The 26,846-nt window shown below is 69.6% G+C and carries 29 protein-coding genes; 16 read left to right on the top strand and 13 right to left on the bottom strand.

Annotation, left to right across the window (positions count from 1 at the left end; genetic code table 11):
• The coding region (locus ABT304_RS30255) for a superoxide dismutase [Ni] (RefSeq protein ID WP_218131477.1) at positions 1-104 on the bottom strand (104 nt) is incomplete at its 3' end.
• Between the two features lie 49 nt (positions 105-153).
• Entirely contained in the window at positions 154-684 is a 531-nt protein-coding gene (locus ABT304_RS30250) for a flavin reductase family protein (protein WP_350721083.1), read from the bottom strand.
• 310 nt (positions 685-994) lie between these two features.
• On the opposite strand from ABT304_RS30250, the gene ABT304_RS30245 reads away from it, so the two are divergent.
• The 5 genes from ABT304_RS30245 (at position 995) to ABT304_RS30225 (ending at position 5,667) form a co-directional block, all read left to right on the top strand.
• The gene (locus ABT304_RS30245; protein ID WP_350721081.1) at positions 995-2,008 is read left to right on the top strand and encodes a TerC family protein; all 1,014 of its coding nucleotides are present in this window, start codon (positions 995-997) and stop codon (positions 2,006-2,008) included.
• Between the two features lie 97 nt (positions 2,009-2,105).
• A complete protein-coding gene (locus ABT304_RS30240) occupies positions 2,106-3,296 on the top strand; it encodes a sensor histidine kinase (protein WP_350721079.1) in 1,191 nt (396 codons plus the stop codon).
• Positions 3,293-3,970: a response regulator gene (locus ABT304_RS30235; protein WP_350721077.1), complete on the top strand. Its 678-nt coding sequence runs from the start codon at positions 3,293-3,295 to the stop codon at positions 3,968-3,970. Before ABT304_RS30240 ends, ABT304_RS30235 begins: the two co-directional genes overlap by 4 nt.
• 75 nt (positions 3,971-4,045) lie before the next feature.
• Complete coding sequence (locus ABT304_RS30230; RefSeq protein WP_350721075.1) at positions 4,046-4,657, top strand: DUF2867 domain-containing protein; 612 nt, start codon at positions 4,046-4,048, stop codon at positions 4,655-4,657.
• Complete coding sequence (locus tag ABT304_RS30225) at positions 4,654-5,667, top strand: hypothetical protein (RefSeq protein ID WP_350721073.1); 1,014 nt, start codon at positions 4,654-4,656, stop codon at positions 5,665-5,667. The genes ABT304_RS30230 and ABT304_RS30225 overlap by 4 nt, the downstream gene beginning before the upstream one ends.
• Positions 5,668-5,720: 53 nt before the next feature.
• Here the strand turns inward: ABT304_RS30225 and ABT304_RS30220 are convergent, their stop codons facing one another.
• From ABT304_RS30220 to ABT304_RS30195, 6 genes are read right to left on the bottom strand one after another with little or no spacing between them, the layout of a single operon-like run.
• Entirely contained in the window at positions 5,721-6,047 is a 327-nt protein-coding gene (locus tag ABT304_RS30220) for a putative quinol monooxygenase (protein ID WP_350721071.1), read from the bottom strand.
• A gap of 28 nt (positions 6,048-6,075) precedes the next feature.
• A complete protein-coding gene (locus ABT304_RS30215) occupies positions 6,076-6,870 on the bottom strand; it encodes an acetoin reductase (protein WP_350721069.1) in 795 nt (264 codons plus the stop codon).
• Positions 6,871-6,918: 48 nt separating this feature from the next.
• Positions 6,919-7,398 (bottom strand): DUF1097 domain-containing protein, encoded by a 480-nt coding sequence (locus tag ABT304_RS30210; RefSeq protein ID WP_350721068.1) that lies wholly within the window; start codon positions 7,396-7,398, stop codon positions 6,919-6,921.
• A 12-nt stretch (positions 7,399-7,410) separates the two neighbouring features.
• Positions 7,411-8,445 (bottom strand): NAD(P)-dependent alcohol dehydrogenase, encoded by a 1,035-nt coding sequence (locus ABT304_RS30205; RefSeq protein ID WP_350721066.1) that lies wholly within the window; start codon positions 8,443-8,445, stop codon positions 7,411-7,413.
• Positions 8,442-9,212 carry an iron-sulfur cluster assembly protein gene (locus tag ABT304_RS30200; RefSeq protein ID WP_350721064.1) on the bottom strand — a complete coding sequence of 257 codons (771 nt, stop codon included), beginning with the start codon at positions 9,210-9,212 and terminating at the stop codon, positions 8,442-8,444. The genes ABT304_RS30205 and ABT304_RS30200 overlap by 4 nt, the downstream gene beginning before the upstream one ends.
• Before the next feature lies 1 nt (position 9,213).
• Positions 9,214-10,257, bottom strand: coding sequence for an amidohydrolase family protein (locus ABT304_RS30195; protein WP_350721062.1), 1,044 nt, complete (start codon positions 10,255-10,257; stop codon positions 9,214-9,216).
• Between the two features lie 154 nt (positions 10,258-10,411).
• On the opposite strand from ABT304_RS30195, the gene ABT304_RS30190 reads away from it, so the two are divergent.
• From ABT304_RS30190 to ABT304_RS30180, 3 genes are all read left to right on the top strand, one after another.
• Complete coding sequence (locus ABT304_RS30190; protein ID WP_350721060.1) at positions 10,412-11,884, top strand: AAA-type ATPase lid domain-containing protein; 1,473 nt, start codon at positions 10,412-10,414, stop codon at positions 11,882-11,884.
• Between the two features lie 90 nt (positions 11,885-11,974).
• Positions 11,975-13,582 carry a serine/threonine-protein kinase gene (locus ABT304_RS30185; RefSeq protein WP_350721058.1) on the top strand — a complete coding sequence of 536 codons (1,608 nt, stop codon included), beginning with the start codon at positions 11,975-11,977 and terminating at the stop codon, positions 13,580-13,582.
• An 82-nt stretch (positions 13,583-13,664) separates the two neighbouring features.
• A complete protein-coding gene (locus ABT304_RS30180) occupies positions 13,665-15,707 on the top strand; it encodes a protein kinase domain-containing protein (protein ID WP_350721056.1) in 2,043 nt (680 codons plus the stop codon).
• 15 nt (positions 15,708-15,722) lie between these two features.
• Here ABT304_RS30180 and ABT304_RS30175 read toward each other — a convergent pair whose 3' ends face one another.
• Positions 15,723-16,544 (bottom strand): metal-dependent hydrolase, encoded by an 822-nt coding sequence (locus ABT304_RS30175; RefSeq protein WP_350721054.1) that lies wholly within the window; start codon positions 16,542-16,544, stop codon positions 15,723-15,725.
• A gap of 189 nt (positions 16,545-16,733) precedes the next feature.
• Between ABT304_RS30175 and ABT304_RS30170 the strand changes: the two genes are divergently transcribed.
• The 4 genes from ABT304_RS30170 to ABT304_RS30155 all read left to right on the top strand — a co-directional run bounded on the left by ABT304_RS30170 (position 16,734) and on the right by ABT304_RS30155 (position 19,431).
• Positions 16,734-17,036, top strand: coding sequence for a hypothetical protein (locus ABT304_RS30170; RefSeq protein WP_160025468.1), 303 nt, complete (start codon positions 16,734-16,736; stop codon positions 17,034-17,036).
• A 55-nt stretch (positions 17,037-17,091) separates the two neighbouring features.
• On the top strand, positions 17,092-17,556 hold the full coding sequence (locus tag ABT304_RS30165) for a glutathione peroxidase (RefSeq protein WP_350721052.1): 465 nt from the start codon (positions 17,092-17,094) through the stop codon (positions 17,554-17,556).
• 111 nt (positions 17,557-17,667) lie between these two features.
• Positions 17,668-18,141: a MarR family winged helix-turn-helix transcriptional regulator gene (locus tag ABT304_RS30160; RefSeq protein ID WP_160025466.1), complete on the top strand. Its 474-nt coding sequence runs from the start codon at positions 17,668-17,670 to the stop codon at positions 18,139-18,141.
• A 69-nt stretch (positions 18,142-18,210) separates the two neighbouring features.
• Positions 18,211-19,431 (top strand): MFS transporter, encoded by a 1,221-nt coding sequence (locus ABT304_RS30155; RefSeq protein ID WP_350721050.1) that lies wholly within the window; start codon positions 18,211-18,213, stop codon positions 19,429-19,431.
• 31 nt (positions 19,432-19,462) lie between these two features.
• Here the strand turns inward: ABT304_RS30155 and ABT304_RS30150 are convergent, their stop codons facing one another.
• From ABT304_RS30150 to ABT304_RS30135, 4 genes are all read right to left on the bottom strand, one after another.
• Positions 19,463-21,268, bottom strand: a complete 1,806-nt coding sequence (locus ABT304_RS30150; protein ID WP_350721048.1) for a CocE/NonD family hydrolase — start codon at positions 21,266-21,268, stop codon at positions 19,463-19,465.
• Between the two features lie 92 nt (positions 21,269-21,360).
• On the bottom strand, positions 21,361-22,011 hold the full coding sequence (locus ABT304_RS30145) for a CoA transferase subunit B (protein ID WP_350721046.1): 651 nt from the start codon (positions 22,009-22,011) through the stop codon (positions 21,361-21,363).
• 3 nt (positions 22,012-22,014) lie between these two features.
• Entirely contained in the window at positions 22,015-22,803 is a 789-nt protein-coding gene (locus tag ABT304_RS30140) for a CoA transferase subunit A (protein ID WP_350721044.1), read from the bottom strand.
• Between the two features lie 46 nt (positions 22,804-22,849).
• Positions 22,850-24,076: an acetyl-CoA C-acetyltransferase gene (locus ABT304_RS30135; RefSeq protein ID WP_350721042.1), complete on the bottom strand. Its 1,227-nt coding sequence runs from the start codon at positions 24,074-24,076 to the stop codon at positions 22,850-22,852.
• 187 nt (positions 24,077-24,263) lie between these two features.
• On the opposite strand from ABT304_RS30135, the gene ABT304_RS30130 reads away from it, so the two are divergent.
• The 4 genes from ABT304_RS30130 (at position 24,264) to ABT304_RS30115 (ending at position 26,720) form a co-directional block, all read left to right on the top strand.
• Positions 24,264-24,956 carry an energy-coupling factor ABC transporter permease gene (locus tag ABT304_RS30130; RefSeq protein WP_160025460.1) on the top strand — a complete coding sequence of 231 codons (693 nt, stop codon included), beginning with the start codon at positions 24,264-24,266 and terminating at the stop codon, positions 24,954-24,956.
• Between the two features lie 76 nt (positions 24,957-25,032).
• Positions 25,033-25,356: a PDGLE domain-containing protein gene (locus tag ABT304_RS30125; RefSeq protein WP_350721040.1), complete on the top strand. Its 324-nt coding sequence runs from the start codon at positions 25,033-25,035 to the stop codon at positions 25,354-25,356.
• Positions 25,357-25,359: 3 nt separating this feature from the next.
• Complete coding sequence (gene cbiQ / locus ABT304_RS30120; RefSeq protein WP_160025458.1) at positions 25,360-25,971, top strand: cobalt ECF transporter T component CbiQ; 612 nt, start codon at positions 25,360-25,362, stop codon at positions 25,969-25,971.
• On the top strand, positions 25,968-26,720 hold the full coding sequence (locus ABT304_RS30115; protein WP_350721038.1) for an energy-coupling factor ABC transporter ATP-binding protein: 753 nt from the start codon (positions 25,968-25,970) through the stop codon (positions 26,718-26,720). The genes cbiQ and ABT304_RS30115 overlap by 4 nt, the downstream gene beginning before the upstream one ends.
• Positions 26,721-26,846 lie beyond the last annotated feature (126 nt).

Below are 26,846 nucleotides of genomic sequence, written 5' to 3'. Positions count from 1 at the left end.
GCCTTGACGGACTCGGCCTCGATGCGGGCCTGGGCGGGGTCGTAGACGCCGCAGGGCAGGTCGCAGTGGGCCGAGACCTCGATGGTGGGAGCGAACAGACGCATTCTTGGTTCCTCTCGGTGGTGTGGTGGAGCGACCGTCGGGGGCCGACGGTCAGGAAGCCTTCTCGGGAAGGATGCGGTCGAGCGGGAGAGTGCTGGCGGAGGGGCCGAGCGACCAGTAGTGGCGGTCGTGGTGCAGGAGCGGGTCGGTGGACTCGCCGAGGCTGATCGCATCGACCTCGAGCAGCACCAGCCATGCCTCGCCGGCGGGGATGACGCGGGCCACGCGCCCGTAGAAGCTGGCCGCGGCGTCGTCCAGGACCGGCGGCTCCCCGTGCGGGAGTGCCCAGCCCTGGGCGACCGTGAATCGCGGCGCGGTCCGGTCGGCGAAGGCCGCCGCCACGTCGGCCTGGGACTCGGTCAGGACGTGCACCGCGAGACGGTCGCTCCCGGTGAGTGCCGGACCGGACCGCCCGGACCGGGAGACCGAGAACGACAGCATCGGCGGGTTGGCGCTGACCGACGCCACGCTCGACACGGTCGCCCCGACGGGTCCAGTCTCGGTCGAGGCGGCGACGATGGCGACGCCGGTGGGATATCGACGGAAGCCGGCCTTGAACTGGTCGGTGAGTGTGTCGCTCACACCCCCTCCTCTCTCTGTTGGCAGTGACGCTAAAACATCAAGTCCGGTTGAGGTCCAGTCATCCACGCTGTGATCGCCGACTCATCTGGTTGTCCGCGGCTGGGATCATGTGGAGTGGCGGGAGTGCAACTTGTTAGACTGGTAGCGCACTTGTCATACAACTCGGGTTGGTGTGCTGCCGTACGCCGATTCCGGTTCCGTCGCCGATGCCGTCGACGGACGCCGAGCCCGCTACGACTTCGAAGGTTCGACCTCGGTCGCCTAACCTTCCCAAAGAACCGCTCTGCCTCACGATCTAAGGAGTCCCTTCGTGGACGTCTCCCCTCTCATCTGGTGGTTGACCATCGGCATCGCCAGCGCTGTGCTGCTCTTCGATGTGCTCGTCATCGGCCGGCGACCGCACGAGCCTTCGCGTCGGGAGCTGATCGTCGCGCTGAGCATCTACATCGGCCTGGCGATCCTGTTCGGCATCGGTGTCTTCGTGTTCTCCGGCCCGAAGTACGGCACGGAGTTCTTCGCGGGCTGGCTGACGGAGTACTCGCTGTCGGTCGACAACCTGTTCATCTTCATCATCATCATGTCGAAGTTCGCGGTGCCTCGGCAGTTCCAGCAGAAGGCGCTGCTGATCGGCATCATCTTGGCGCTGGTCTTCCGCGGCATCTTCATCGCTGTCGGCGCCGCGGCGATCGAGAACTTCAGCTGGGTCTTCTACCTGTTCGGTGCCTTCTTGATCTACACCGCGGTCAAGCTGGCCATGGAGGGCGGCGAGGACGAGGACGAGTACGAGGAACCGGCCGTGGTGAAGTTCCTCGAGCGCCACATCCCGCTGACCTCGCAGTGGGGCGACAACGCGAAGATGTTCGTCCGGGAGAACGGCAAGCGGATCGCGACCCCGATGTTCGTGGTCATCTGCGCGCTCGGCACGACCGACCTCCTGTTCGCGCTCGACTCGATCCCGGCGATCTACGGTCTGACCAACGAGGCCTACCTGGTCCTGACCGCCAACATCTTCGCTCTGATGGGTCTGCGCCAGCTCTACTTCCTGATCGGTGGTCTGCTGGAGCGGCTGGTCTACCTGTCCTACGGTCTGGCGATCCTGCTCGGGTTCATCGGCCTCAAGCTCGTCTTCCACGCGCTCCACGAGAACGAGCTGCCCTTCATCAACGGTGGTCACCATGTTGAGTGGGCGCCCGAGATCCCGATCTCCGTCTCGCTCAGCGTCATCGTCGGCATCCTGGCCATCACCACCATCCTGAGCCTGCTGAAGTCGCGCAGCATGACCGAGAAGGAGCGCGACGACGCCACCGGTCCGCGCAGCATGTGACGCTTCGTCGACAGTCCCGCCGAGCCGGGACCGCCCGCAGGCCCTCTCCGATCGGAGAGGGCCTGCGGTCGTTCTCGGGCAGCACTAGGGTGAGCCCATGACCGTGGCAGCTGCTCCCGGACCTCGCTGGCTCGGGGACGCCGGACAGGTCGCGTTGGCCGCGGCGCTGGCGCTCGTGCTGCTGCCGGTCGGGTGGACCTCGGTCGTCGACGGCGAGGTCAGCACGGCGTGGGAGATCGCGCTCCTGGTCGCACTGGTGGCGCTTCACGCCGCGGTGGCCACCGCCCGCCGCTGGCCGCTGCCGTCGTACGCCGTCGGGGCGCTGGCCGAGCTGGTGCTCGTGGCCGCGCCGGATCTGAGCGGGCCGACGGCCGAGGCGGCGGGAAGCGCCTACGGGCCGGTGCTGCTGCCCAGCAGCCTGTGCTTCTTCGTGCTGCTGTACGCGGTGAGTGCGCAGGACCGGCGGCCGTGGCCGGGGATCGTGCTCGGCATCGGGCTGGTGGGGTGCCTGCTGACCGTCGTACGTCTCTCGGGTTTCGACGGCACCGGCCTGCAGGGGTGGACGTGGTGGCTGATGGTTGCCACCGCGACGGTGGCGGCCACGGTGGCGGCATGGGCGCTCGGCCGGTTCCGGGCGACCCGGGCCGCCTGGATCGACCAGCTCGCCGACCGTGCCGCCGCCGAGGAGCGCCAGCGCATCGCGCGCGAGATGCACGACGTGGTCGCGCACTCGCTCGCGGTCGTGGTCAGCCATGCCGAGGCCGGCCGGATGGTCGTCGGACAGCAGCCGGAACGGGCCGCGGGCATCCTCGACACCATCGCGACCACGGGCCGCGAGGCCCTCACGGAGATGCGCGGACTGCTCGGCGTGCTCGGTGGCGAGTCATCTCGACAAGCTCGATACATCGCCTCGACCGAGCCGCAACCGGGGCTGGCCGACATCGCCGACCTCGTCGAGCGGACGCGAGCGGCAGGGCTGACGGTCCGGCTCGAGGCCGACGAGCCCGGTCAGGTCGCGCCCGCCGTCGGGCTGACCGCCTACCGCGTCGTGCAGGAGGCGCTCACCAACGTCACCCGCCACGCAGGCTCAGGAGCCGTCGCGACGGTGTCGGTGACACGCACCGCACGCCACCTCACGATCGAGGTCAGCGACGACGGCGTGGGGATCCAGCGACCGCCCGGCCGCGGTCTGCGCGGGATGCGCGAACGGGTGGCGGCGGTGGGCGGGACCCTCGAGGCCGGGCCGAGCGGCGAGGGCTGGCGCGTACGCGCCATGATGCCGCTATGAGCGAGGAAGAGGCCCCGATCCGTGTCGCGATCGTCGACGACCAGGAGCTGATGCGCTCGGCGCTCCGGATGATGGTCGAGAGCCAGCCGGACCTCGAGCTCGCCGGGGAGGCGGCCGACGGTCACGAGGCGCTCGCCCTGGTGCGTACGAAGCGGGTCGACGTCGTCCTGATGGACCTGCGGATGCCCCGTCTCGACGGGATCCAGGCGACGGCCGCGATCACCGGGGAGCAGCCGGAGACGCGGGTGGTCGCGCTGACCACGTTCGACCTCGACGACTACGCGTTCCCGGCGATCCGGGCGGGTGCCAGCGGCTTCCTGCTCAAGGACGCCCGGGCCGAGGAGATCGTGGCCGCGATCCGCACCGTCCACGCAGGTCACGCGGTGGTCGCGCCGTCGACGACACGGCGTCTGCTGGAGCACGTCGCGACCGCGCCGGCCCCGGACAGCGGCCGGGGCGCCGACATCCGGGCGACCCTCACGCCGCGCGAGCTCGACATGCTCCTCGAGCTCGCCACCGGCGACAGCAACGCCGAGATCGCCCGCCGCGTCCACCTCTCCGAGGCGACGGTGAAGACGCATGTCGGCCATGTGCTCGCCAAGCTCGGCCTGCGCGACCGGGTGCAGGCGGTCGTGCTGGCATACGAGACCGGGTTGGTCGGACCCCGGAGCTGAGTCTCATCCTGGGGGATGAGGTGCCCGCGACCTGAGGGCGACGAACCCCCGGCGCGCGCGGACCAGTGTGGAGACATGACCACACAAGCATCCACGAGACCGCTTCCGTCGGGCGTCTACTCCAGCAGGCCCTGGCGCATCCACGAGATCACCGAGGACTTCGAGCTGGAGGACGTCTGGGCCCTGCCCGTCCAGGGCGGTGCCGATGATCTCCCGCGCTTCGTCGATTCGATGACGAGCGGTGACGACCGCGACTTCCCGGCGGCGTACCGCCTCCTCTTCGCGATCCGCTGGGCGCTCGGCCGGCTGCTCGGCGCCGACGAGGCCGAGCACGGCCTCGGCCGCCGCGTCGCTTCGCTGCGCGACCGGCTGCCGGAGGACCTCCGCGACCACCCCGCGCCCGAGCGCGACGACAGCCCGTTCCAGCCGCTCTACCTGACGGATCGGGAGTACGCCGCGGAGATCGCCAACCGCACGATGCACGGTGTCCTGCACCTTGCCTGGGTCGAGGACGCGAGCTCGCCCGACGGCTACGGCGCGCAGATGAGCGTGCTCGTGCGGCCCAACGGACTGCTCGGAGACGCCTACATGAGGTTCATCAAGCCGTTCCGCTACCTCGTCGTCTACCCGGCGCTGCTGCGCACGGTCGGCCGCCGCTGGGAGACCGCTCAGGGGGTGACTCGATGACGACCACGATGGAACGTACGCAGCCCCGCTCCGTCGTGCTGCGCGCGGCGCCCTGGGTGGCCGGCGCCTGGACCCTCGTCTTCGGCGCCCTGGTCGGGCTCGCCCTGCTGGGCAGGGCACCGGATCCGTGGGTCCCCGATGCGGCCTCGCCGCTCGGCGCTCTGAGCGGCACCCAGATGTCCTGGGTGATCGCGGTGCTCGCGCTCCTCGCCCTGGCTGCCGGGGGCGCGGTCTCGAAGGTGCGGACACCGCGTACGACGAGAGCGACAGGGTGGCTCCTGATCGTCCTCGGGCTCGTCGTCGCCGTGGTCGTCTCCGACGTCCGCGCGCTGATGTTCCTCGGCTATCTGCCTCAGGTCCTGCTTGCGATGGCCGGGCTCGGACCGGGCGCTGGACAGCTCGAGTGGCGTCTTTTCGTCGACTCGGGTGTCGCTCTGGCGCATGCTGCCGGCGGACTTGCCATGGTCGTCGCTGGAGTCACCCTGCTCGGGAAGGCCGAGCCTGGCAGGCGTCTGGACTGGGGCCACTGGGCACGCTGGGGGCGTCCTGCGGTGGCGGTCGCTGTCGTCGTACCTCTTCTCTACGCCGTTACCCGGATCGCCTGGGCACTGAACATCCCGCTCGGGATCAGCCGCGAGATGCTGGACGACCTCGGCGCGGGGAAGTGGGCCGGCTTCGGGCTCGCGGCCTTCGCCGTGGTCGGGGCGGTCCTGACCTGGGGGTTGGTGGCGCGCTGGGGAGAGGTGTTCTGGCGCTGGGTGCCCCGCATCGGCGGCCATCCGGTCCCGGTCGCGATGGCCCTCGTGCCGGGTATCCTGGTCGCCGGCACGGTCACGTCCGCCGGGATCTCCTTCTGGCGGATGGCGATCGCGGACGACCTCTGGACGGTCCCCGGAGCCACTTCGGACTGGGGCGCATGGGCGCCGGAGATGCTCTGGCCGATCTGGGGCGTCGCGCTCGCCGTCGCCTGCCTCGCCTACCTGGGGCGACGCACAGCGGGACGCGGATGACGTACGGATCCCGCTTGACCTGGAACCACCCAGGTCAAGCGGGATTCGTGTGTTCAGCCGGTGACTGCGAGCTCGCCGAGCTCGGACCACCCCTGACCCGGGACGTTGGTGTTGACGATCCGCGGCGTCTCGGCGAGATGGCGCGGCAGGTCGACCTGGGCCTGCTTGAAATGGGCCGAGGTGACGTGTGCGGCGCCGGCGTCGTCGTCGGCGAACGCCTCGAGCAAGAAGTACTCGTTCGGGTCGTCGAGGCTGCGGGCCCAGTCGAACCAGAGGTTGCCGGGCTCGGCCCGGGTGGCCTCGGTGAACGGGCCGGAGATGACCGGCCAGTCCTCGGCGTACTCCGGCTGGATGCGGAAGCGGGCGGCGATGAAGATCATGGGTGCTCCTTCATGGGATCGGATGGAGTCACGAGAACTGGATGCCCCCGTCGATCATCACGGACTGGCCCGTCATGTAGTCCGAGTCCTCGGCGGCGAGGTAGGAGACGAACCCGGCCACGTCCTCCGGAACCGAAACCCTGCCGAGGTGGATCAGCTCCGAATACTTCGCGATGGCCGCGCCCTTGCGCAGGCCTTCGTGCTTGGCCAGCTCCTCGTCGATGTGGTCCCACATCGAGGTGCCGACGATGCCGGGACAGTACGCGTTGACGGTGATGCCGTGCTGGGCCCACTCCATCGCTGCGGCCTGGGTGAGCCCGCGGACGGCCCACTTGGAGGCCGAGTAGGGGCCGAGCAGCGGGAAGGGCCGGTACGCCACGATCGATGCCGCTCCGATGATCTTGCCGCCACTGCCTTGCTTGATCATCTGCTTCGCTGCGGCCGTGTAGCAGAGGTATACCCCGCGGAGGTTGATCGACATCAGGTGGTCGAACTCCTCGGGCGTCGTCTCCAGCATCGGCTTCACGTCAGCGATCCCGGCGTTGGCCACGGCGACGTCGAGTCGTCCGAGGTCGGCGGCCACCTGTTCCATCATGGCCTGCACCGCCTCCGGATCAGCGACATCGGCCTCGATCGCGGTCGAACGCCTCCCCATCGACTCGATCTCTTCTGTGAGGGCCTTGAGCTGGTCACCGTTGGCACCGATGTCGTTGACTGCGACGTCGAGCCCGTCAGCGGCGAGACGTAGGGCGATGCCTTTGCCGATGCCTTGGGCTGCCCCGGTGACGAGGGCAACACGTGTCGATTCTCCGGTTGTGGACATGACTACCTCCAGTTGTTCGGACGAACTTCGTATGGCTGGGTCTCGTGGTCAGGGCTGGGGTGCATGAAGCGGTTGTCGGGATCGTTCGACCGTGGCCTGGATCCGGCGCCCGGCGATGTCCGAGAGCCACCCGAGGCAGGCACCGACCACCAGCGCGATGAGAGTGCCGCTGAGGTCGAACGAGGTGCCGAAGATGACCGCCGTCCCGGCGAAGGCGCCGGGGATGAAGGACAGCAGGTCCACAGCCGCCTGCAGGCACAGGATGAATGCGACGACCGTGACCACCAGGGCCACTGCGCCGGTGAAGGTGGCGTACGTCAGGACCAGGCTCGCTCCGTAGCCCCACAGGGCGCCGGCGAGGTTGGCGGCGAGACCTTTCTGGAAGCCTTCGCGGCCACCTCCGGCGGCGAAGTAGCAGGCCCAGGCGACGAACCCGACCCAGGTGATGAGCGTGAGCTCGATGCTCACCTGGGTCCAGATGCCCGCGAGCACTCCGACCGAGACGCCGATTCCGAGGAGACTCTTCATGACGTCGCCTCCTCAGGGGACCAGGATCGCGCGGCCACGGACCCGGCCGGCGTCGAGGTCGGAGATGGCGGTCTGGAAGTCGTCGAGGGCGTACTTCTGCGTGTGCAGCGTGACGGCCCCGCGGGCGGCGAGCGCCATCAGGTCGCACAGGTCGTTGTAGGACCCGACCAGGTTGCCGACGAAGTTGATCTCGGCCGAGATGATGTCGATGGTCGGCACATCGATGTTCTCGCCGTAGCCGACGACGTGGTAGTCGCCCGCCTGGCGGAGCATCCGGACCCCTTCCGCGGTCGCACCGCCCTCGCCGACGAAGTCGATCAGGACCTCGGCGCCGGCACCGTCGGTGAGCTCGAGCACCTGGTCGACCTGGGTGCCCTCGGCGACGACGCCGTGGTCGGCGCCGATGTCGAGGGCGAGCTTCACCGCGTCGGGGTTGCGGTCGACGACGATCAGCTCGGCCGGGCTGAGCGCCTTGAGGACCTGGATGCCGATGTGCCCGAGCCCGCCGGCGCCGATGACCACGCACCTGTCGCGCGGGGTCAGCCGACGGGCGGCCTTCGCGGCTGCGTGGTAGGCGGTCAGGCCGGCGTCGGCCAGGGCGGCCACATCGGCAGGCTCCAGGGAGTCGTCGATCTTCACGACCGAGCGGGCGGAGGTCCTCAGGTACTCGGCGTAACCGCCGTTGGTGTCGATGCCGGGGAACTGGTTGAGCTCGCAGTGCACGTCGTCGCCCGAGCGGCAGGCGCGGCACAGCCCGCAGGTGATCAGCGGGTGCAGGATCACCTTGTCGCCCTCGGCGACGTTGGTGACGGCGGCACCGACCGCGTGCACCCAGCCGGCGTTCTCGTGGCCGATCGTGTAGGGCAGCGTGACGCCGGACTTCTCCTCCCACTGCCCCTCCAGGATGTGCAGGTCCGTGCGGCACACGCCGGCGCCGCCGATCCTGACGACGACGTCGAACGGGCCGGTCGGCTCGGGGGCCGGGACCTCGGCCATCGCCAGCGGCAGGTGGTAGCCGACCACCTGGACGGCTCGCATGGTGCTCATGATGATGCTCCTTCTCGGTGCAGGTCGGTCAGGGGTACGAAGGCGGGCGAGGTGACCTCCTCGCCATAGCGCGTGGCCAGCAGGCCACGGCAGAAGTGCGCGTTCCCGTCGATCGAGATCCGGGTCGAACGCGCCCTCCGCAGCGCCAGCGGGATGTCGCCGGGCCGCTCGTTGTCGTGGTCGACCAGGACGTACGCCTCCGGCAGGTCGGGCAGGCCGAGGATCGCCCGGCGCCGCCTCAGCGAGGCGGTGAAGTCGTCGTCCGGCAGGTCCCCGAGCCGGACCTCGCCCACGGCGTCCTCGGCCAGGTCCGGCTGCCCCCTCAGCAGCCGGGTCAGGCAACGCTCGAGCGCCGCTGTGTGGGCCTTGCGGTGGAACGTGGTCCGCAGCTCGTCCAGGGACGACTCGGCCTCGTGGCGGAACGTGCCGAGATAGCCGGCATCGGCCGCCAGCCCGGCGTTGATCAGGTCGGAGTCGTGGTGGTCGTCGAGCTCGACGACCACCTGGTCGGTCCATGGCAGCGCGGTCAGCGCGTCCTTGGCGTCGCTCGCCATCAGGTAGGCGAAGTTGGGGGAGCAGAACGACGTCGGCAGCCGCAGATGGACCTCGACCCTGATCGTCTCGCCGTCCGGTGCGGTGGGGGAGACGGTCAGCGACCGGACGAAGCCCAGGTCGGTGATGGGCTCGTCGAGCTCGGGGTCGACGACGGCGTGAAGCACGGCGTACGCCTCGGTGGCACGAGTGTTCTCGCAGGTCAGCAAGGTCATGTCACACCGCCGCGAGGTCTGCCCGCTCGGGCTCACGGGGACCTGTCGCGGTCTCGTCCGCCTCGGGCAGCCGCAGCTCGGCGGGCACCTCCAGGCCGTACATCTTCGCGGCGTTGAGGCCCAGGATCTTCTTCTTCTGCGCGACGGTGAGCGGGGCGTACTCGGTCATGTCCTCCGGGATCTGGAAGTCGACGAACCGCTCGATCAGCCACTTCGGCGTCCAGATCGCATAGTCGGAGGAGAACTGGATCCGGTCCTCGCCAATCCAGTAGACGAGCTCGCCGAGGATCTGCGCGAAGTAGCGCGGCCGGGTGTGGATGAACGGCATCGCGACCGCCAGCCCACCGTGCACGTTGGGCTCCTGGGTGGCGATCCAGCAGAAGTCCTCCAGCCGGGGCAGGCCGACGTGCTCGACGATGAAGTTGAGGTCGGTGAAGTCGCTGGCGACGTGGTCGATGTCGGCGACGTCGAACGCGTCGCGGTCCAGCGGCCGGATCGTCGGGCCCTTGTGGATGTGGATGTTGGTGATCCCGAGCTCGCGGCAGGCCTCGAAGTAGCGGTACGCCCAAGGGTCGGTCAGCTTCCAGCCGCGCGACTCCCCGTGCCACTCGGCGGTGTAGAGCTTCACCCCCTTGAGCCCGAACCGCTCGGCGTCGGCGTGGAGCTGTTCGAGGCCGGCCTCGCCGTTGCGGGGGTCGAAGTGGTGGTTGTACGTCAGCCTGTCGGGGTGCTTCGCCGCCAGTTGCGAGGCTTCCTCGGTCTGTCCGAACCCGTTCGTGTAGAACTCGCCCAGGTGGGCCGGCTGGAAGATCGCGTGGTCGACGTAGCCGACCTCGAACAGGTCGTGCATCAGCCGCTCGCCGCCCTGGTAGAGGTAGTCCTCGTAGGACCAGTGCTCCGCCTCGGGGGAGAGGTTGCGGTGGTAGTCGTAGAAGCAGTCGATGAACTGCTTGCCATGGATGTTGCGCTGGTTCTCCGGACGGGCGTCCCAGAGAGCGACGTGGGCGTCGACGACGAAGTACGACTCGTTGTTCTTGGTGTACATCGGGTTCCTCCGATCTGTGGCTTTCGTCACAGGACGCTAGGGCGGCTGCGACGCGCAGATCAGGGGTGCGGCGTCTCAATGTGAGACCTCGACCGTCTCAATCTGAGACGCCGTCCGGCTGTCTCCGCCGACCGGCGGATGTAACGTCGATCACATGACAGGGCGTCATCCGATCGCGCAGCGCACCGCGGCCGTCGACGCGTCGGCGCTGGCGCCGCGCGTACGCGCCTCCTGGCAGCGCAGCCAGGAGTACGGGGTCTCCGTCGAGGAGGTCGACCCGGTCTTCTCCGGCGCCTACGACCAGGAGTCGCTCTTCTTCCAGTGCGGCCAGGAGGTGCTCGACGACCTCCACCGGACGCTCGTCGGCGAGCCGGTCAGCCTGATGCTCACCGATCCCGTCGGCCTGGTGCTCAACCGGCTCAGCGGAGACCAGCAGCTGCTCCGGGACCTCGATGCCGTCCACCTGGCGCCGGGGTTCAGCTACGCCGAGCGCGCGGCGGGCACCAACGGGCTCGGTCTCGCGCTGGCCGACCGGACACCCACCGTGGTCCGGGCCGAGGAGCACTACTCGCTCTCGCTGTGCAGCTACACCTGTGCCGCCGCTCCGGTGATCGACCCGATCAGCGGACGCCTGGAGGGGAGCGTCAACCTGACCACCTGGTCGGAGTCGTCCCACGATCTGCTGCTCGCCCTGGCGCAGTCGGCGGCCAGCAACACCGCGTCGCTCATGCTCGCCCGTGCTCACGGCCGCTCGCCGCGGCCGGCTCCCCGCGGTGAGGTGTTCCGGGTCGAGGCGCCTCGGCTGGAGCCGGGCGCCGGCAGCCTCCGCGACCTCTCCTCCGCCTGGTGCGAGGCGCTCGGGAGTGTCCGCGACGCGCTTCGGGTCGGCCGACGGGTCGCCGTGGTCGGGGAGCCGGGGGTGGGGCGTACGACCCTGGTCGCCCAGGCGTTCCGCGACCTGCGGCCCCGCGACCGGATCCTGGCGGCCTCCGCCCCGGAGCCGGCCGACGCCGAGGCCTGGCTGTCGCTGTGGACGCCGGAGCTCGCCAAGCAGGACACCGCGGTGGTCGTACGCGACGTGAACATGCTTCCCGCCTGGGTGGCCGAGCGGCTGCACGCCCTGCTCGTCGAGGCGGCGCCCGGGGCGGTCGCAGGCGTGCCGTTCGCGATGACCGCCGAGTCCTTCGACGGCATCCCGGCGGCCCTGGCCGACCTGGTCGACACCGTGGTCGAGGTGCCGCCGCTGCGGGAGCGGCCCGAGGACGTCCTTCCACTGGCGCATCGGGTGGGGCTGCGGGTGCGGGGCCGGGAGATCGCGCTGACGCCGGCCGCGGAGCGGGCGCTGCACGACCACGGCTGGCCGGGCAACGTCGCCGAGCTCGTCCATGTCGTCCAGCGGGCCGTGAGCGCCGGTGACCTGATCGACCTGCGTCACCTTCCCGCCGACGTACTCTCCGACACCAGGCGGCCGCTGTCCCGCATCGATGCCTTCGAACGCGGAGAGATCGTCCGCGTGCTGACCCGTCCGGGGATCACCATGCAGGAGGCGGCCGCGGAGCTCGGGATGTCGCGCGCCACCGTCTACCGAAAGGTGCAGCAGTACGGCATCAGGCTTCGGCCGGGTTAGCCCTCGGGGGAGTCGAACTCTTGGCCAAGTCCAGGAAAACTCTCGGCTGAGGCCGGGGCGTCAGGGGTGCTCACCAGGGACTATGGACCCATGCGTATCCGTCCCCCACGCGCCGGTCGCCAGCATTTGAACCATCTGACCGGACAGGGCGGACCCGCTCTGTCCGGTCGGAATCTTGCCGGCCGGCTTGTCGAGCAGCACCCGTTCGCCCCTGAAGAGGCCTCGAGCATCGTCGCGCAGGTCGCGCGCCTCCTCGCCTCGGGCCACGCCGCCGGGCAGGTGCACGGAGACATCAGGCCGGCCACCATCGGGTACGCCCCCGACGGCCGGATCGGACTGATCGGTGCGCCTGCGCCCCGCGGCGGGGAGGGCCTGCCGTACATGTCCCCCGAGCAGATCGACCGCAAGCGGATCGGGCCGGCGAGCGACGTCTACTCCCTCGGCGCCGTGTTCTTCGAGCTGCTCGCCGGGCGCCCGCCGTACGCCGGGCTCGTGCCCGAGCGGGTCGGCACGCTGGTGACCGTGCCCGGCCACCTCGACGGCATCACGACCGCCATGCTCGACCCGGATCCTGCCAAGCGGCCCCGAGCCGACGAGGTGGCGACGGTGCTCGAGAGCGGCGTCGCTCCGCCGCCGAAGCGGATCGTACGTCCGGCCGACATCAGAGGCCCGCGCCTCTCGCCCACGCTGCTGGGTGTGCTGATGGTCCTGGTCCTGCCGGGGTTGGTCTTCGGGGGCTGGGGCACGCTCCGGGCCGGCGACACGATGTCGAACGTCGGCAGCGCCGCGCCGCTGGCCAACATCTTGCCGACCAGCTTCCAGCTCGCCTTCGATCTATCGATCGAACGCGACGCGCTGCGGACCGATGCGGTGCTGACCGAGGACTTCCTCCAGATCACCGACCGGTCCATCGAGGCCTGGACCGCCGAGGTCGAGAAGCTGGACACCGCCGGCGATCCGGGTCTGCGGCGGCGTACGGAGAGGTCGGCCGCCGCCCTCGAGCGGCTCTCGGACATCCGCGCCGCCGCCCGGGCGGGGAACAGGGCCGGCAAGCTGGCGGCCGTCGAGCTGTACACGAACGCGGTCAACGGGCTCTTCGACCTCGCCGCCGAGCTGCCTTCGTTCCGAGACGACGAGCTGGCCAAGCAGGCCCGGAACCTGGAGCTGATCGGTTCCGTCTCGGAGGTGCTCGGATTCGAGCGGAGGATCATGGCGAACGCCTTGCGGAACGAGCGGATCAGCGACCAGGGCATCTCCGACCTCAGCGCGGCCCAGGACTCCTGGGCGACCCACTCGGAGTCGATCTACACGCGCGCTGACGCGGCGACACGGCAGCGGCTCGACAGGATCTCGGGCCGGTCCTTCGAGTTCGGGTCGTACGCGGTCTCGTCCCAGCGTGCCGTCATCCGGGTGCTCAACGCCCGCGACGTCGAGGACGTCGTCAGACAGCTTGAGGACAGCGCCGACGGGAGGCCCGTGGAACAGCTCTGGCTGGCCGATGCCGCCAGCTACGTCCAGGACCTCAAGGAGGTGGTCGTCGACGCCGCCAGCCGGCTCGCCGACGACGTCGAGCGCGAGCACAGGGACGCCCAGAACCAGACGATCGCCTGGGGAGTCTTCACCGGCATCGTGCTGGTGGTGCTCGCTGGGCTCGGGGTCGCGCTGCTCCGTGCGCGAGGGCGATCAGTTGATGCGTAAACCGGCGACGATAGCAAAGATCGGCGGATTTCATCGGTGCGTACACGAGACGCACGGGGTGTGAGTCCGACAACATATGCGCATGCGAACGCGCCCCCCGATCGCAGGCCGGTACCGCCTGCACCGACTGCTTGGCCGCGGCGGGATGGGCGAGGTCTGGCAGGCGGCCGACATCAGGCTCGAACGCTGGGTCGCCGTGAAGGTCGTGGAGACCTCCGCCGACCCCAAGGTGACCGAGCGCTTCCGGCGTGAGGCGCTCTCGACGACGGCGGCCAGCCACCCCGGCACGGTGCAGGTGCACGACGTCGGCGTCGAGCAGACCGAGTACGGCAGCATCGTCTACCTCGTCATGGAGCTGCTTCCCGGCCCGACACTGGCCGACCGCCTGGAGAAGCAGGGGCGGTTCACCGTCGAGGAGGCGAGCGAGGCGATGGTCCAGGTCGCGCGTACGCTCACAGCAGTCCACTCCTCCGGGATCATCCACCGCGACATCAAGCCGTCCAACCTCGTCTACGACGGCGACGGCCGGATCCGGGTGCTCGACTTCGGCATCGCCCAGCTGGCCAACCACCAGGCCGAGCGGCTCACCTCGACCCGCCATGTGATGGGGAGCCTGCCCTACATCTCGCCCGAGCAGGCCGCCGACAACGTGGTCGGCCCACCGAGCGACATCTACGCGCTCGGCTGCGTGTACTTCGAGCTGCTCACCGGACGCGCCCCGTACGCCGGCTCCGAGCCGGTCTCGATGATCTACCAGCACGTGACCGCGCCGGTCCCGCACGTCAACGACGTCGTCACCGTGCCGTCCCATGTGGACGAGTTCGTGGCGTCGATGATGGACAAGGACCCCTCCCGGCGGCCCACCGCGGGCGAGGTCGTCGGCTTCGCGCGCCGGCCCGAGGTCGTGCCCCCGGTTCCGGTCGGCAGCCGCGAGCTGCCCGCCGGGCTCAAGCCCCTGGCGCTCTCGTCGTCCGCGGGTTCCTCAGCCGCCTCGGTCTCGTCGGTCACGGCGGTCGCCGGCGTGGTCGAGTCGGCGCAGCGTACGCCTCGGTCCCATGCCGCCCCGAAGCCGAGGTTCCTCCGCACCCGGGTCCTCGCCGTGCTGCTGGTCCCGGTGCTGATCGCCCTGGTCCTCGGTGGGCTGACCTTCGCCGATGCGCTCGACGAGCGTGCCGTCTCCAGTCGCGCGGTGACGATCGCCGGAGCGCTCCCGGAGAGCTACGAGCTCGGGATGGACCTCATCTTCGAGCGGGACGCGCTCAGCTCCGACCAGGTCCCGGACGCGGTCCGGCAGGCCTATCGCCAGGTGACCGACGACTCGATCGAGGCGTGGCACGACGACATCACCAAGGTCGACCTCGCCGACACCCCGAGCCTGCGGGAGCGCGTCGAGCGCACCTACACCGTCCTCAAGAGCATCGACGCCTACCGCACCGACCTCGAGGAAGGCGACAAGGCGAGCACGGATGCTGCGGTCGCCGCCTACACCGACACCGCCTACGAGCTGCTCGACTTCGCGACCGAGATGCCCAACATCCGCAACGAGAAGATCTACAAGCAGGTCACCAACCTCAAGTACGTCAGGTCTGCCTCCGAGTCGCTGGGGATCGAGCGCGCGGTGATGGTGCCCGCGCTCATGACCGGGAAGATCGACGAGGAGTCGATGGAGGCGATGAGCGAGGCACGTACGTCCTGGCAGCTCACCTCGCGCTCCTTCTACGGCGACGCCCCGAAGGCCACCCAGAAGGCGCTGGACAAGATCTCGGACGGCACCTTCGCCGACGGGTCGCGCGGCCTGGTGTCGCAGAACGCCGTCATCCAGGTCATCAACGACGGCTCCCTCGCGGGCGCGGTCCGGGACCTGGAGTCCAACGCCCCGGGACGGCCGGCCGCGCAGGTCTGGACCGAGGACATGACCCGCTTCATCCAGCTCCTCAAGGACACCATCGTGGCGATGACGCTGATCGTCTCCGACGATGTCGCCGAGGAGCACCGTGGCATCCAGACCAAGGTCGTCCTGAGCGGCGTGCTCGGCGTCGCCGCGTTCCTCGCAGCGCTCGCGCTGCTGGCCGGGATGTTCCTCGTTCGCCCGCTCCGCGGGCGTCGGCGCTCCGTCGAGAGCTGAGCGGCGAGCCGTCGGTCAGACGAGGGTGCTGAGGTTCGAGACCAGGACGTCCCAGCGGCTCTCGACGTCGAAGCCCATCTGGCTCAGCAGCGCCCAGCCGAAGCCGACGACGGCGTACAGGCTGATCGGGGTCATCACGACCCACTCCCGGATGGAGCCGGCGTCGCCGAGGATCGGGAGGGCGAAGTGGCCGCCCCGGGTCCACATGTTGTCGAACGGCAGCCACTTGTTGCGCCGGACCCACCGCGGCGGTTTCGGCGCGATCGGCCAGAACAGCGGGATCCCCATCGTGGTCACGAAGTCGCCGATCAGGTGCACGACGCAGCCGAGCGCGACGGAGAAGGGCATCCACCACCACTCCTCGGGCGCGAAGATGGCGATCACCGTCGCCAGAGCGACCGCCGGGATCCAAGGCCAGTGGACGCCCTTGCGGGTGAGTTTCAGCGCGTCCATGGCGAAGGCGACCAGAAGGACGCACATGATCCCCGGGCCGATCAGGATGCTCCCGAAACGTTCGGTCTCGAGCGAGAGCTTCCCCGCGCCCCAGGCGAGTCCAGTGAAGGCGAGTACGCCGAGGATCGAGTGGGTGCCGTTGCGGTGGCCGCCGGAGACCTGCCCGACGATCTTGGTCAAGCCTTCGGAGACCGGCGGCAGCGAGTGGGCGATCGTGCCGTTGTGGTGGTCCGCGTCCGGAAGCAGCGCGGCGCCGGCGCACACCAGGGTGCCGGTCATCACGCCTATGTCCGAGACGCCCGGATACCACCCGAACGCGATCGGTGCCGACGATGTCACTGCGATCCACGCGGCAGCCCCAGAGGCCGCGTGATGCCCGCCCATCATGTGAAGTTGTGTCCCTCTCCAGTGTTCCCCCGCTGAATGACCGCGGACGAACGTACCGGTCCTCGGGCCACTTCGCGTGCGTCGGGGTGGTGTGTCTGGTGACGAGATTCGAATCACTGTTCGAGGGCTGATCCGAGGAGTGAAAGGGGTGCGGTCGGGGCGGCAACCTGAATAGGATGCGCGGTCATGACGACTCCCGGCACCCACGGCAGTGCCCGCCGTGCGCCGTGGACGTTCGAGACCAGTCGGTGTGCCGCGACGGTGACCGCCGAAGCGATCGAGTTCCGGTTCATGGTCACCGCGCCCGACGGCTCGCTCAGCGAGATGCTCCTCTCGGTGGGCCGGCACGACATGCCGACGCTGCTCGAGGAGATCGCCTTCGAGATGCCCGAGGCTCTGGAATGGATGTCGGCCGCGATCATGACGGTCGCGCGTGACCGGCGCCTGGCCGAGGAGGCCTCGTCGGTTCCGCACCAGCGCGGGGCATAACCTCGGGCGGAGCAAGGTTGTCCCCCTGCACCGCAACTCGATCGAGGAGAGACCTGTGACCACCACGTACGACTTCGAAGCGACCGCCGCTGACGGCAGCACCGTCTCGCTCAGCGACTACAAGGGCAAGCTGCTGCTGATCGTCAACGTAGCCAGCAAGTGTGGTCTGACACCGCAGTACGAGGGCCTGGAGGCGCTCTACCGGGCCAGCAAGGACTCCGGCCTCGAGGTCATCGGGTTCCCGTGCAACCAGTTCATGGGTCAGGAGCCCGGCACCGACGACGAGATCCAGGAGTTCTGCAAGACGACGTACGACGTGACGTTCCCGGTCCTCTCCAAGGTCGATGTCAACGGGGAGAACTCTGCTCCGCTCTACGAGTTCCTGCGTGCCGAGGCGCCGGGCGACATCCAGTGGAACTTCACCAAGTTCCTCATCGGTCGCGAGGGCGAGGTCGTCAAGCGCTACGAGCCGCAGGTGACGCCCGAAGAGATCCAGGCGGACCTCGCGCAATATCTCTGAGGCGATGCCGGACGGCGCTCGATCCCGATGTCAGCGGGGTCGGGCGCCGTTTGGGTTAGATAGTTGGTCAGAAGATAGTTCGGTATCGGATGATTCGTTAAGATCTAGTTCATGACCGGACCGCGTATCGACCTGCTGTTCCTGCTCAACCAGTCCGCGCACGCCTTCGCGGCCCAGGTCGGCGAGGCGTTGGCCGACCTGGAGCTCTCGGTGCGGGAGTACTGCGTGCTGATGAAGGCCGCCGAGGGGGAGTACACCCAGAACGCCGTCGCCGAGATGGCGATGCTGGACAAGACCACGATGGTCACCACCCTCGACAACCTCGAGCGGCGCGGCCTGGCCGAGCGACGCGTCTCGACCACCGACCGCCGTGCCCGCATCGTCGCGCTCACGCCGGCCGGCGTGAAGGCGCTCGAGGAGGCCTCGAAGGCCTACAACGCGACCGTCGCCAAGGCGCTCGAGGGTCTGGCGCCGAGCGAGGGCGAGGCGTTCATCGAGGCGCTGCAGCACCTCGTCGAGGGGCCGTGGGCGACGCCGTCGCACACGATGACGCTGCGGCGTCGCGCGCCTGCCTCGTCCCGCTAGGGATGGGTTTACAACTGAATATCCCGAAATAGATTGTTTCATAACAAACAATCTTCTATGGTCGTATCTATGACGACCAAGACAGTCGCGCTCGCGACCCTCGCAGCCACTCAGCTGATGGTGATCCTCGACGGCACGGTCGTGACCGTCGCCCTTCCTGCAATCCGCGACGACCTGGGCTTCGGCGACGCCTCGCTGTCCTGGGTGGTCAACGGCTTCCTGCTCGCCTTCGCGCTCGTCCTGCTCCCCGCGGGCCGGGCCGGCGACGCGTTCGGCACCCGCCCGGTCTTTCTCGCCGGGCTGAGCATCTTCACGCTCGCCTCGGCATGGTGCGGCATCGCCTGGGACCCGATCTCCCTGGTCCTCGCACGATTCGTCCAAGGCCTCGGCGGCGGCATCGCCTCGGCCGTGGTGCTCGGCATGATCGCCGGCCTCTACGCCGAGCCCCGCGAGCGCCTCCGCGCCTTCGCCGTGCTCGCCTTCGTCGGCTCGATCGGTGCGTCGGTGGGGACGGTCCTGGGTGGCGTACTCACCGACGTCGCGTCCTGGCGCTGGGCCTTCCTGATCAACGTGCCGTTCGGGATCATCGCCCTGATCGTCGCGCTCCGCGCGGTGGAGGGTACGCCGCCGACCGGCGCCAAGGGCGGCCTGCTCCCGCGCGGCCTGTTCGCCCAGCGCAGGTTCGCGCTCGGGAACCTGATCCTGCTGACCCTGACCTTCGGCGGATTCACGTTCCAGTTCGTCACGACGCTCTACCTGCAGGACACGCTCGGGTTCGGCGCGCTCTCGACCGGCCTGGCGTTCCTTCCGGTCAGCGTGGTGATCGCCGTCGCCAGCCTCGGCTTCAGCGCCACGCTGGCAGAACGGTTCGGGTCCGAGCGCGTCCTGCTCGTCGGAGTCCTCGCCTTCGTCGCAGGCATGGTCTACCTGGTTCGCCTCCCCGGAGCGGGCGGCTTCGCCCTGGACGTTCTCCCCGGCGCGGTCGTGATGGGCCTCGGCTTCGGCCTCGCGATGCCGCAGGTGACGGCGTTGGCGATGGGCGCGCTGGCGCCGGAGCACGCCGGCATCGGGTCGGGCCTGACCACGACCACCCAGCAGCTCGGTGGGTTCCTCGGCACTCTGATCGCCGCCGGTCTGGTCACGACCGTCGGCTACGGCGCCGCCTACGCCTCGGCCGCGGTCGCACTGGCTGCGGGAGCCGCGATCGCGGCGTACCTGCTCGTGGACGCGGCACGCGCCCGGGACCCGAAGGTCGCCGAGCGCGTGCCGGACGAGGCCGCCAGTCTCTGACGTCTCGACGCCAGAAGCCGACCCCTCGGCGCTACCTCCTGACCGGGAGGACCAGCGTCGAGGGGTTCGTCTTGGTGTGGTGGACCGTGACCACGCCGGCGACGCCGCGGACGAGCTGCTTCACGTTGGGCAGCAGGTGGGGGACGTCGTAGGAGTGGACGGTGACCCGGAGCCGGTGGCCCTTCTCGATCACCGCGCCGGTGGGGAAGACCTCGACGGGCACGCGATAGATCGTCCCGGGCCGGACCGCCTGCTCGGCCTGACGGATGAAGGGATGCCAGGGCTGGACGACCTGACCGTTCAGCGTCCGCGACTTCGACGCGGTGACGGCACGGTGGCGCAGGGTCTGCCAGCCGCCGGTGATGCGGTCGACGGACCCGTCGGGCGCGACGTCCTCGACCGAGACAGAGATCAGGCCGTCGGTGCCGGTCGTGGAGACGGACAGGTCGGCGTTGAGCGGGCCGGAGAAGGCCAGGTCCGACGTCGCCGGCGCGGTCTCGTAGGAGACCCCGAGCGCGTCGTTGATCCGGTTGTCGGTCTCGCAGCCTGGGATCGCGAGGGCGCCGGCGGTCCACTGCGCGGTGCTGCGCGAGCACAGCCCCTGCACCGGCAGCGGCATGATCGTGTCTCCGCCGACGGGCTTCAGCGCCGACCCGAGGGCGTACGTCTTCGCACGGACCTCGCTCCCGAGCCACGACTGCATCGTGCGCCACTTCCCGGAGCCGATCTCGTGGTAGGTCACCGGCGCGACGTCGCGGTCGAGGGTGGCGTCGGGCAGACCCTTGAGGTGGGTGTCGAACCACCGCAGGGCCATCTCGCCCATGCTGTTGATCCCGCTGCCCTCCAGGCCGGCGCCGGTGGCCGCCTCGGCGTGCGTCCACGGTCCGATGAGCAGCTTGGTGTCGACGCCGTTCTTCTGCATCCGGTCGAAGAGCATCGGTGTGCCGCGCTGGAAGATGTCGTACTGCCCGGCCGTCACGAACGTCGGTACGTCGATCTCGTCGACCACGCTCAGCGGTGACCGCTTCCGGTAGAAGGGTCCGTCGTAACCGGCGTCGCTGCCCAGAACCGCGCTCACGAGCATCGGTACCTGGAACCCGAGCGCGCCACCGACGTGCTGCAGCAGCGTGGTCAAGGTGGCGTCGGGGCGGGTCTGGTTGACGGCCGGCGGCACCAGTCCGGCGCCCGTGACCAGCCCGAACCACAGCGGGATGAACCCGGCGTCGATCTGGCCGCCGGAGGCGACGACGTCGCGGTAGACGTCGCCGGCGGGCACGATCGGGAACATCGCCTTCAGTCCGCGCGGGTGCTGAGCGGCGGTGAAGAACTGGTTGATCGCCATGTAGGACGCGCCCCACAGGCCGAGCTCGCCGTTGCTCCACGGGCGCTTCTTCGAGGTCGCCCAGTTGGCGACCTCGAGGCCGTCCTTCTGCTCACGGTCGCCGAACGCGTCCCACTGGCCCGCGGAGGAGCCGGTGCCGCGTACGTCGGTCTGGACCCAGACGTAGCCGCGCTCGACGAAGTAGTCGCCGCCGCCCCCGCCGGAGGCGTTCTTGTTGTAGGGGTTCTGGGTCAGGATCACCGGGAACCGGCCCGCCGCCGGCGTCCCGTCCGCCTTCGCCGGACGGTGGACGTCCGCGCGCAGCACCACCCCGTCGGACATGGTCAGCTGGATGTCCTTCTCGACCACCACGCCGTACGTCGCCGGACGAGGGTTCCACGTCCCGGCCCGCGCCTGCGGCGCCTGAGCCGCCGCAGACGCGGAGTGCGCCGGTGGCAGGAAAGCCGCGACCAGAGCCAGGAACGCTACGAGGAATGCCAGTCTGCCGAGTTTCACGACTCACTCCAGGGGTGTGTTGGATGTCACACCTGGAACGACAGAGTGCAAACGCGAGTTACGAAGCGAGGCTCGGGTTTTGAATAGCGAGACTAAGCAGTCACGGCGACGGTCTTGTCGACGACCGGCGCGCCCGTGGCCGCCACGACCTCGTCGTACGTCACCCCGGGAGCGAGCTCGACGAGCTCGAACGCTGCGCCAGCCACATCGAGAACGCCGAGATCCGTGATGACCCGCTTCACGATCCCGCGACCGGTCAGCGGCAGGTCGCAGGCCGAGAGCAGCTTGGGCGCACCCTTCTTGGTGACGTGCTCCATCAGCACGATCACCCGCCCGGCGCCGGAGACGAGGTCCATCGCGCCGCCCATGCCCTTGACCATCTGGCCGGGCACCATCCAGTTGGCGATGTCGCCGTTGGTCGAGACCTGCATCGCGCCGAGGACGGCGACGTCGATGTGGCCGCCGCGGATCATCGCGAACGAGGTCGCCGAGTCGAAGTAGGAAGCCCCCGCGAGCACGGTCACGGTCTGCTTGCCCGCGTTGATCAGGTCGGGGTCGACCTCGTCCTCGTAGGGGAACGGGCCGACGCCGAGGATGCCGTTCTCGGCGTGCAGCACCACCGTCGAGGCCTCCGGGATGTAGTCGGGGATGAGCGTCGGCAGGCCGATCCCGAGGTTGACGTAGTCGCCGTCCTGCAGCTCCTGCGCGGCGCGTGCGGCCATCTGGTTGCGGTCCCAAGCCATGACTCAGGCCTCCTGGTTCGTGGTCGGGCGCTCGCCGCGCGTCGTACGCTTCTCGATGTCCTTGCGCGCTGCCTGCTCGGGCGTGAGCGCGACGATCCGCTTCACGAAGATCCCCGGAAGGTGGACGTCGGCCGGGGCGATCTCACCGACCTCGACGACCTCCTCGGCCTCGACGACGGTCACCCGACCGGCCATCGCGGCCGGTACGTTGAAGTTGCGCGTGGAGGCGTTGAACTGGGCGTTGCCGGCCCGGTCGACGCGGGTCGCGCGGACCAGCGCGAAGTCGGTGATGATGCCCTCCTCGAGCACCATCTGCTTGCCGTGGAACTCCCTGACCTCCTTCGGCTCGGAGGCCTCGGCGACCGTCCCGTCGGGGTTGTAGCGGTAGGGCAGGCCGCCGTCGGAGACCATCGTGCCGACGCCGGTCGGGGTGTAGAAGGCGCCGATCCCGCTACCACCCGCGCGCATCCGCTCCGCGAGCGTGCCCTGCGGGGTGAGCTCGAGGGTGATCTCGCCGGCCAGGTACTGGCGCCCGAACTCCTTGTTCTCGCCGATGTAGCTCGCGATCACCCGGGAGATGCGGTGGTCATCGAGCAGCAGCCCGAGCCCGGCGCCGTCGACGCCGCAGTTGTTGGAGACCACCATCAGGTCGTCCGCACCCTGCTCGCGCAGCGCCTCGATCAGGAACCACGGGATTCCCACCAGCCCGAAGCCGCCCACGGCCAGGCTGGCCCCGCTGTGAATGTCGGCAACGGCCTCCGCGGCCGACCCGACCACCTTGTCCAGACCCATGTCTTCTCTGCTCTCTCGAAGGATTTCGTACGTCGCTCTGCTGACTTCAGTGCACCGATTCGAAGACCGCCGCGAGCCCCTGCCCGCCACCGATGCACATCGTCTCCAGGACGTACCGGGCCTCGCGTCGCTGCGCCTCGCGGGCGGCGGTGGCGAGGATGCGCGCGCCGGTGGCGCCGATCGGGTGGCCCAGCGAGATGCCCGAGCCGTTGGGGTTGAGCCGCTCGTCGGTGGCGTCGATCTTCCACTCGCGCAGGACGGCGAGGACCTGGGCGGCGAAGGCCTCGTTGAGCTCGATCAGGTCGATCTCGTCGAGGGTGAGCCCGGCCCGATCGAGTGCGGCGCGGCTGGAGAGAACGGGGCCGATGCCCATCCGCTCGGGCTCGCAGCCGGTGACGGCCCACGACTTGAGCGCCAGCAGGGGAGTCAGGCCGCGCCGCTCGGCCTCGGCGCGCGTGGTCACCACGCACATGGCGGCGCCGTCGTTCTGGCCGGAGGCGTTGCCGGCGGTGACGGTCGACTCCTCGTCGACCTTCAGCCGGATCGGGCGCAGCGCGGAGAGCTTCTCCAGGGAGATGTCGGCACGGGGGTGCTCGTCGCGGTCGACGACGACATCGGGCTTGCGGCGGCCGCCGGGGACGGTCACCGGAACGAGCTCGTCGGCGAACTTGCCGGCCTCGTGGGCGGCGACGGCACGCTGGTTGGAGCGCAGTGCGAGCTCGTCCTGCTCCTCGCGCCCGATGCCGTACTCACGGCGCAGGTTCTCGGCGGTCTCGATCATGCCGCCGGGGAGCGGGTGGTCCTTGCCGCCGGCGGTCTCGCGAGCCCGGTCGAGGCGGTCGAGCAGCTCGATGCCGCCCTGCTTCACCCCGCCGCGCAGCCCGAGCGCGTAGTGCTCGACGTTGGACATCGACTCCGCACCGCCGGCCACGACGAGGTTCGCGGCGCCGGTGGCGACCGAGCCCGCGGCGTACAGGATCGCCTGCAGGCCCGAACCGCAGCGACGGTCGATCTGGAGGCCGGGGACGCCGGTGCCGAGCCCGGCGTCGAGGGCCGCGATGCGGCCGATGGCGGGGTTCTCGCCGCTCGCGTAGCCGTTGCCGAGGATGACGTCGTCGACGTCGCCCTCCTGGAGGCCGGTTCGCGCGACCAGCTCGCGCAGGACCGTCGTGGCGAGGTCGGTCGCGGTCAGCGGCGCCAGGGCGCCGAGGAACCGGCCGACCGGGGTGCGGAGGGGCTCGCAGATGACGATGTCGTTGGCGGAGCTGCTCATGCCGTCGACGGTACGCGCGCAGTCATGACTTGAGAAGTATTCATTTGGCGTCGATTGACACTTCTGAAGTCTTGATTCACTGTCCGACCGGACAGTGCGCGGGCGAGGCTATTGCGATAAGTTCGCGTTAGCAGTTTCCTCTCGGGTTCCACTTCGACCGACCCCCACGCAGATCAATGAGGTGACCATGCACGTCCCCGACGGCTTTCTCGACGCGCCGACGTCGATCGCCACCGGTGCAGTCGCTGTCGTCGCGGTCGGCGTCGCGCTGCGCGGCGCGCGCCGTGAGCTCGACGACAAGACCGCCCCGCTGGCCGGCCTCGTGGCCGCGTTCGTCTTCGCGACCCAGATGCTCAACTTCCCGGTGGGAGCGGGCACGAGCGGTCACCTGATGGGTGGCGCGCTGGCGGCGGTGCTGGTGGGGCCGTGGACCGGGGTGCTGTGCGTCTCGGTCGTGCTGATCGTGCAGTCCCTGCTCTTCGCCGACGGCGGCATCACCGCGCTCGGCACCAACATCCTGCTCATGGCCGTCACCACTGTGCTCGTCGGCTGGTTCGTGAGCCGGGTGCTGATCAAGGTGCTGCCGAAGCGCGTCGGGCTGGTCGCCCCCGCGGCTGCGATCGGCGCCTTCCTCTCCGTCCCCGCGGCGGCAGCCGTCTTCACCGCGCTCTACGCGGTCGGTGGCACCGCCGACATCTCGCTGACCACGCTGGCCACCGCGATGCTCGGCTGGCACACGGTGATTGGTCTGGGCGAGGGCGCGATCACGTTCCTCGCGGTCGGCGCGATCCTGTCCGTACGCCCCGACCTCGTCTACGCCGCGCGAGGCGTGATCGCCGAGCGAGACCTGGTGATCAAGCCGAAGGAGTCGGTGGCATGAGCGAGCGACAGCGAGCGACAGTAGGCCTCAGGCCGTCGCTTCCGTATTCTTTGCCTTCTACTACGGAGGCGGCGGCATGAGCGAGTCCGCGAAGACCGTGCCGTTCAAGTGGGTCGCCGTCGGCATCGCCGTCGTCGCGCTGCTCCTGGCCGGGGTGGTCTCCTACTACGCTTCCGCCCACCCCGACGGCCTCGAGTACGTCGCCGGCAAGACCGGCTTCCTCGACAGCGCCTCGGAGCACGGCGCGGCCGACGGCCCGCTGGCCGACTACGGCACGAAGGGCGTCGACAACGAGCGGCTCTCCGGCGGTCTCGCCGGCGTGATCGGCACCGTGGTGGTGCTCGTCATCGCCGGTGGTCTGGCCCTGGTCGTCCGCCGTCGTTCCTCCGACGAGGCCTGAGCTGTGCCCGCCCATCTGAAGGTGCTCGCCCTGATCGGCTTCATGCTCGTGGTGGTGGCGACGCCGCGGGAGTGGTTCGCTGCGTACGCCTTCTTCCTCGCGGTCCTGGTGACGGTCGGCGCCGTGGCGCGGGTGCGCCCGGGTTGGGTGCTGAAGCGGATGGTGGTCGAGACGCCGTTCGTGGTCTTCGCGGTGCTGATGCCCTTCATCGCGCACGGGCCGCGGATCGAGGTGCTCGGACTCAGCCTCAGCGAGTCGGGTCTGCTCTCGGCGTGGGGGCTGCTCGTCAAGGGCACCCTCGGTGTGATCGCCGGGCTGCTGCTCGCCGCGACCACGACGCCCCAGGAACTGGTCCACGGCCTGGAGCGGCTGCGGCTGCCTCAGCAGCTGGTGCAGATCATGGCGTTCATGGTGCGCTACCTGGAGGTGGTGACCGACGAGATGCGCCGGATGGCGGTCGCGCGCGCCTCCCGCGGCTTCGAGGCCCGCAACCCGCTCCACTGGCCGGTGCTGGCCCGCTCGGTCGGCGCGCTGTTCATCCGCTCCTTCGAGCGCGGCGAGCGGGTGCACCTGGCGATGGTCTCGCGCGGCTACACAGGGAGAATGCCTCGATGACCACTCCAGTCCTGGACGTACGCGGCCTCGCCTTCGCCTACCCCGACGGCCATCAGGCGCTCTTCGGCGTCGACCTGCACGTCCACCGCGGTGAACGGGTCGCGCTGCTGGGTCCCAACGGGGCCGGCAAGACCACGCTGGTACTGCACCTCAACGGCATCCACCTCGCCGGCGCCGGATCGGTCGCGGTGAGCGGGCTTCCCGTGACCAAGGCCAACATCAAGGAGATCCGCCGCCGCGTCGGCATCGTCTTCCAGGATCCCGACGACCAGCTCTTCATGGGCACCGTCCGTGAGGACGTCGCCTTCGGCCCCGCCAACCTCGGCTTGCGCGGCTCGGAGCTCGACGCCAAGGTGACCGAGGCGCTCGCGAAGGTCGGCATGGAGGAGTACGCCGACCGGCCCCCGCACCACCTCTCCTTCGGCCAGCGCCGCCGGGTCGCGGTGGCCACCGTGCTGGCGATGGACCCCGAGATCCTGGTCCTGGACGAGCCCTCCTCCAACCTCGACCCCGCCTCCCGCCGCGAGCTCGCCGACATCCTCCGCTCGCTGGACGTGACCGTGCTGATGGTCACCCACGACCTGCCGTACGCCCTCGAGCTCTGCGAGCGCTCCGTCATCCTCGACGGCGGCATCGTGGCCGCCGAGGGCCGCACCGTCGACGTACTCTCCAACACCGACCTCATGCGCGCCCACCGCCTCGAGCTCCCCTTCGGCTTCGACCCGGTCGCCGCAGCCGCCACCCTCTAGCCGAGACGTCACTTACGTCGGCCGAGACGTCAGTTAGGTCGGGCGTGTTTGGAACGGGGGGGCCAAACGGCCGGCGGGGGGGGAGCCCCGGCCGGCGGGGGGGGAGCCGAGGCCCGCCGGGGGGTC

The sequence above is a fragment of the Nocardioides sp. NPDC000445 genome, from assembly GCF_040300245.1.
GTDB lineage: Bacteria > Actinomycetota > Actinomycetes > Propionibacteriales > Nocardioidaceae > Nocardioides.
The sequence above is the reverse complement of the archived record's forward strand: the minus strand, read 5'-3'. Positions and strand labels throughout refer to the sequence as shown.

Bases quoted from the DNA above. Each gene is read 5' to 3' on its own strand.
- ABT304_RS30240 (WP_350721079.1), top strand. From the start codon at position 2,106: ATGACCGTGGCAGCTGCTCCCGGACCTCGCTGGCTCGGGGACGCCGGA.
- ABT304_RS30160 (WP_160025466.1), top strand. From the start codon at position 17,668: ATGACCGGACCGCGTATCGACCTGCTGTTCCTGCTCAACCAGTCCGCG.
- ABT304_RS30140 (WP_350721044.1), bottom strand. From the start codon at position 22,803: ATGGGTCTGGACAAGGTGGTCGGGTCGGCCGCGGAGGCCGTTGCCGAC.
- ABT304_RS30195 (WP_350721062.1), bottom strand. From the start codon at position 10,257: ATGTACACCAAGAACAACGAGTCGTACTTCGTCGTCGACGCCCACGTC.
- ABT304_RS30125 (WP_350721040.1), top strand. From the start codon at position 25,033: ATGAGCGAGTCCGCGAAGACCGTGCCGTTCAAGTGGGTCGCCGTCGGC.
- ABT304_RS30115 (WP_350721038.1), top strand. From the start codon at position 25,968: ATGACCACTCCAGTCCTGGACGTACGCGGCCTCGCCTTCGCCTACCCC.
- ABT304_RS30225 (WP_350721073.1), top strand. From the start codon at position 4,654: ATGACGACCACGATGGAACGTACGCAGCCCCGCTCCGTCGTGCTGCGC.
- ABT304_RS30210 (WP_350721068.1), bottom strand. From the start codon at position 7,398: ATGAAGAGTCTCCTCGGAATCGGCGTCTCGGTCGGAGTGCTCGCGGGC.
- ABT304_RS30215 (WP_350721069.1), bottom strand. From the start codon at position 6,870: ATGTCCACAACCGGAGAATCGACACGTGTTGCCCTCGTCACCGGGGCA.
- ABT304_RS30205 (WP_350721066.1), bottom strand. From the start codon at position 8,445: ATGAGCACCATGCGAGCCGTCCAGGTGGTCGGCTACCACCTGCCGCTG.
- ABT304_RS30190 (WP_350721060.1), top strand. From the start codon at position 10,412: ATGACAGGGCGTCATCCGATCGCGCAGCGCACCGCGGCCGTCGACGCG.
- ABT304_RS30175 (WP_350721054.1), bottom strand. From the start codon at position 16,544: ATGGGCGGGCATCACGCGGCCTCTGGGGCTGCCGCGTGGATCGCAGTG.
- ABT304_RS30145 (WP_350721046.1), bottom strand. From the start codon at position 22,011: ATGGCTTGGGACCGCAACCAGATGGCCGCACGCGCCGCGCAGGAGCTG.
- ABT304_RS30185 (WP_350721058.1), top strand. From the start codon at position 11,975: ATGCGTATCCGTCCCCCACGCGCCGGTCGCCAGCATTTGAACCATCTG.
- ABT304_RS30230 (WP_350721075.1), top strand. From the start codon at position 4,046: ATGACCACACAAGCATCCACGAGACCGCTTCCGTCGGGCGTCTACTCC.
- ABT304_RS30235 (WP_350721077.1), top strand. From the start codon at position 3,293: ATGAGCGAGGAAGAGGCCCCGATCCGTGTCGCGATCGTCGACGACCAG.
- ABT304_RS30135 (WP_350721042.1), bottom strand. From the start codon at position 24,076: ATGAGCAGCTCCGCCAACGACATCGTCATCTGCGAGCCCCTCCGCACC.
- ABT304_RS30170 (WP_160025468.1), top strand. From the start codon at position 16,734: ATGACGACTCCCGGCACCCACGGCAGTGCCCGCCGTGCGCCGTGGACG.
- ABT304_RS30200 (WP_350721064.1), bottom strand. From the start codon at position 9,212: ATGACCTTGCTGACCTGCGAGAACACTCGTGCCACCGAGGCGTACGCC.
- ABT304_RS30155 (WP_350721050.1), top strand. From the start codon at position 18,211: ATGACGACCAAGACAGTCGCGCTCGCGACCCTCGCAGCCACTCAGCTG.
- ABT304_RS30130 (WP_160025460.1), top strand. From the start codon at position 24,264: ATGCACGTCCCCGACGGCTTTCTCGACGCGCCGACGTCGATCGCCACC.
- ABT304_RS30180 (WP_350721056.1), top strand. From the start codon at position 13,665: ATGCGAACGCGCCCCCCGATCGCAGGCCGGTACCGCCTGCACCGACTG.
- ABT304_RS30220 (WP_350721071.1), bottom strand. From the start codon at position 6,047: ATGATCTTCATCGCCGCCCGCTTCCGCATCCAGCCGGAGTACGCCGAG.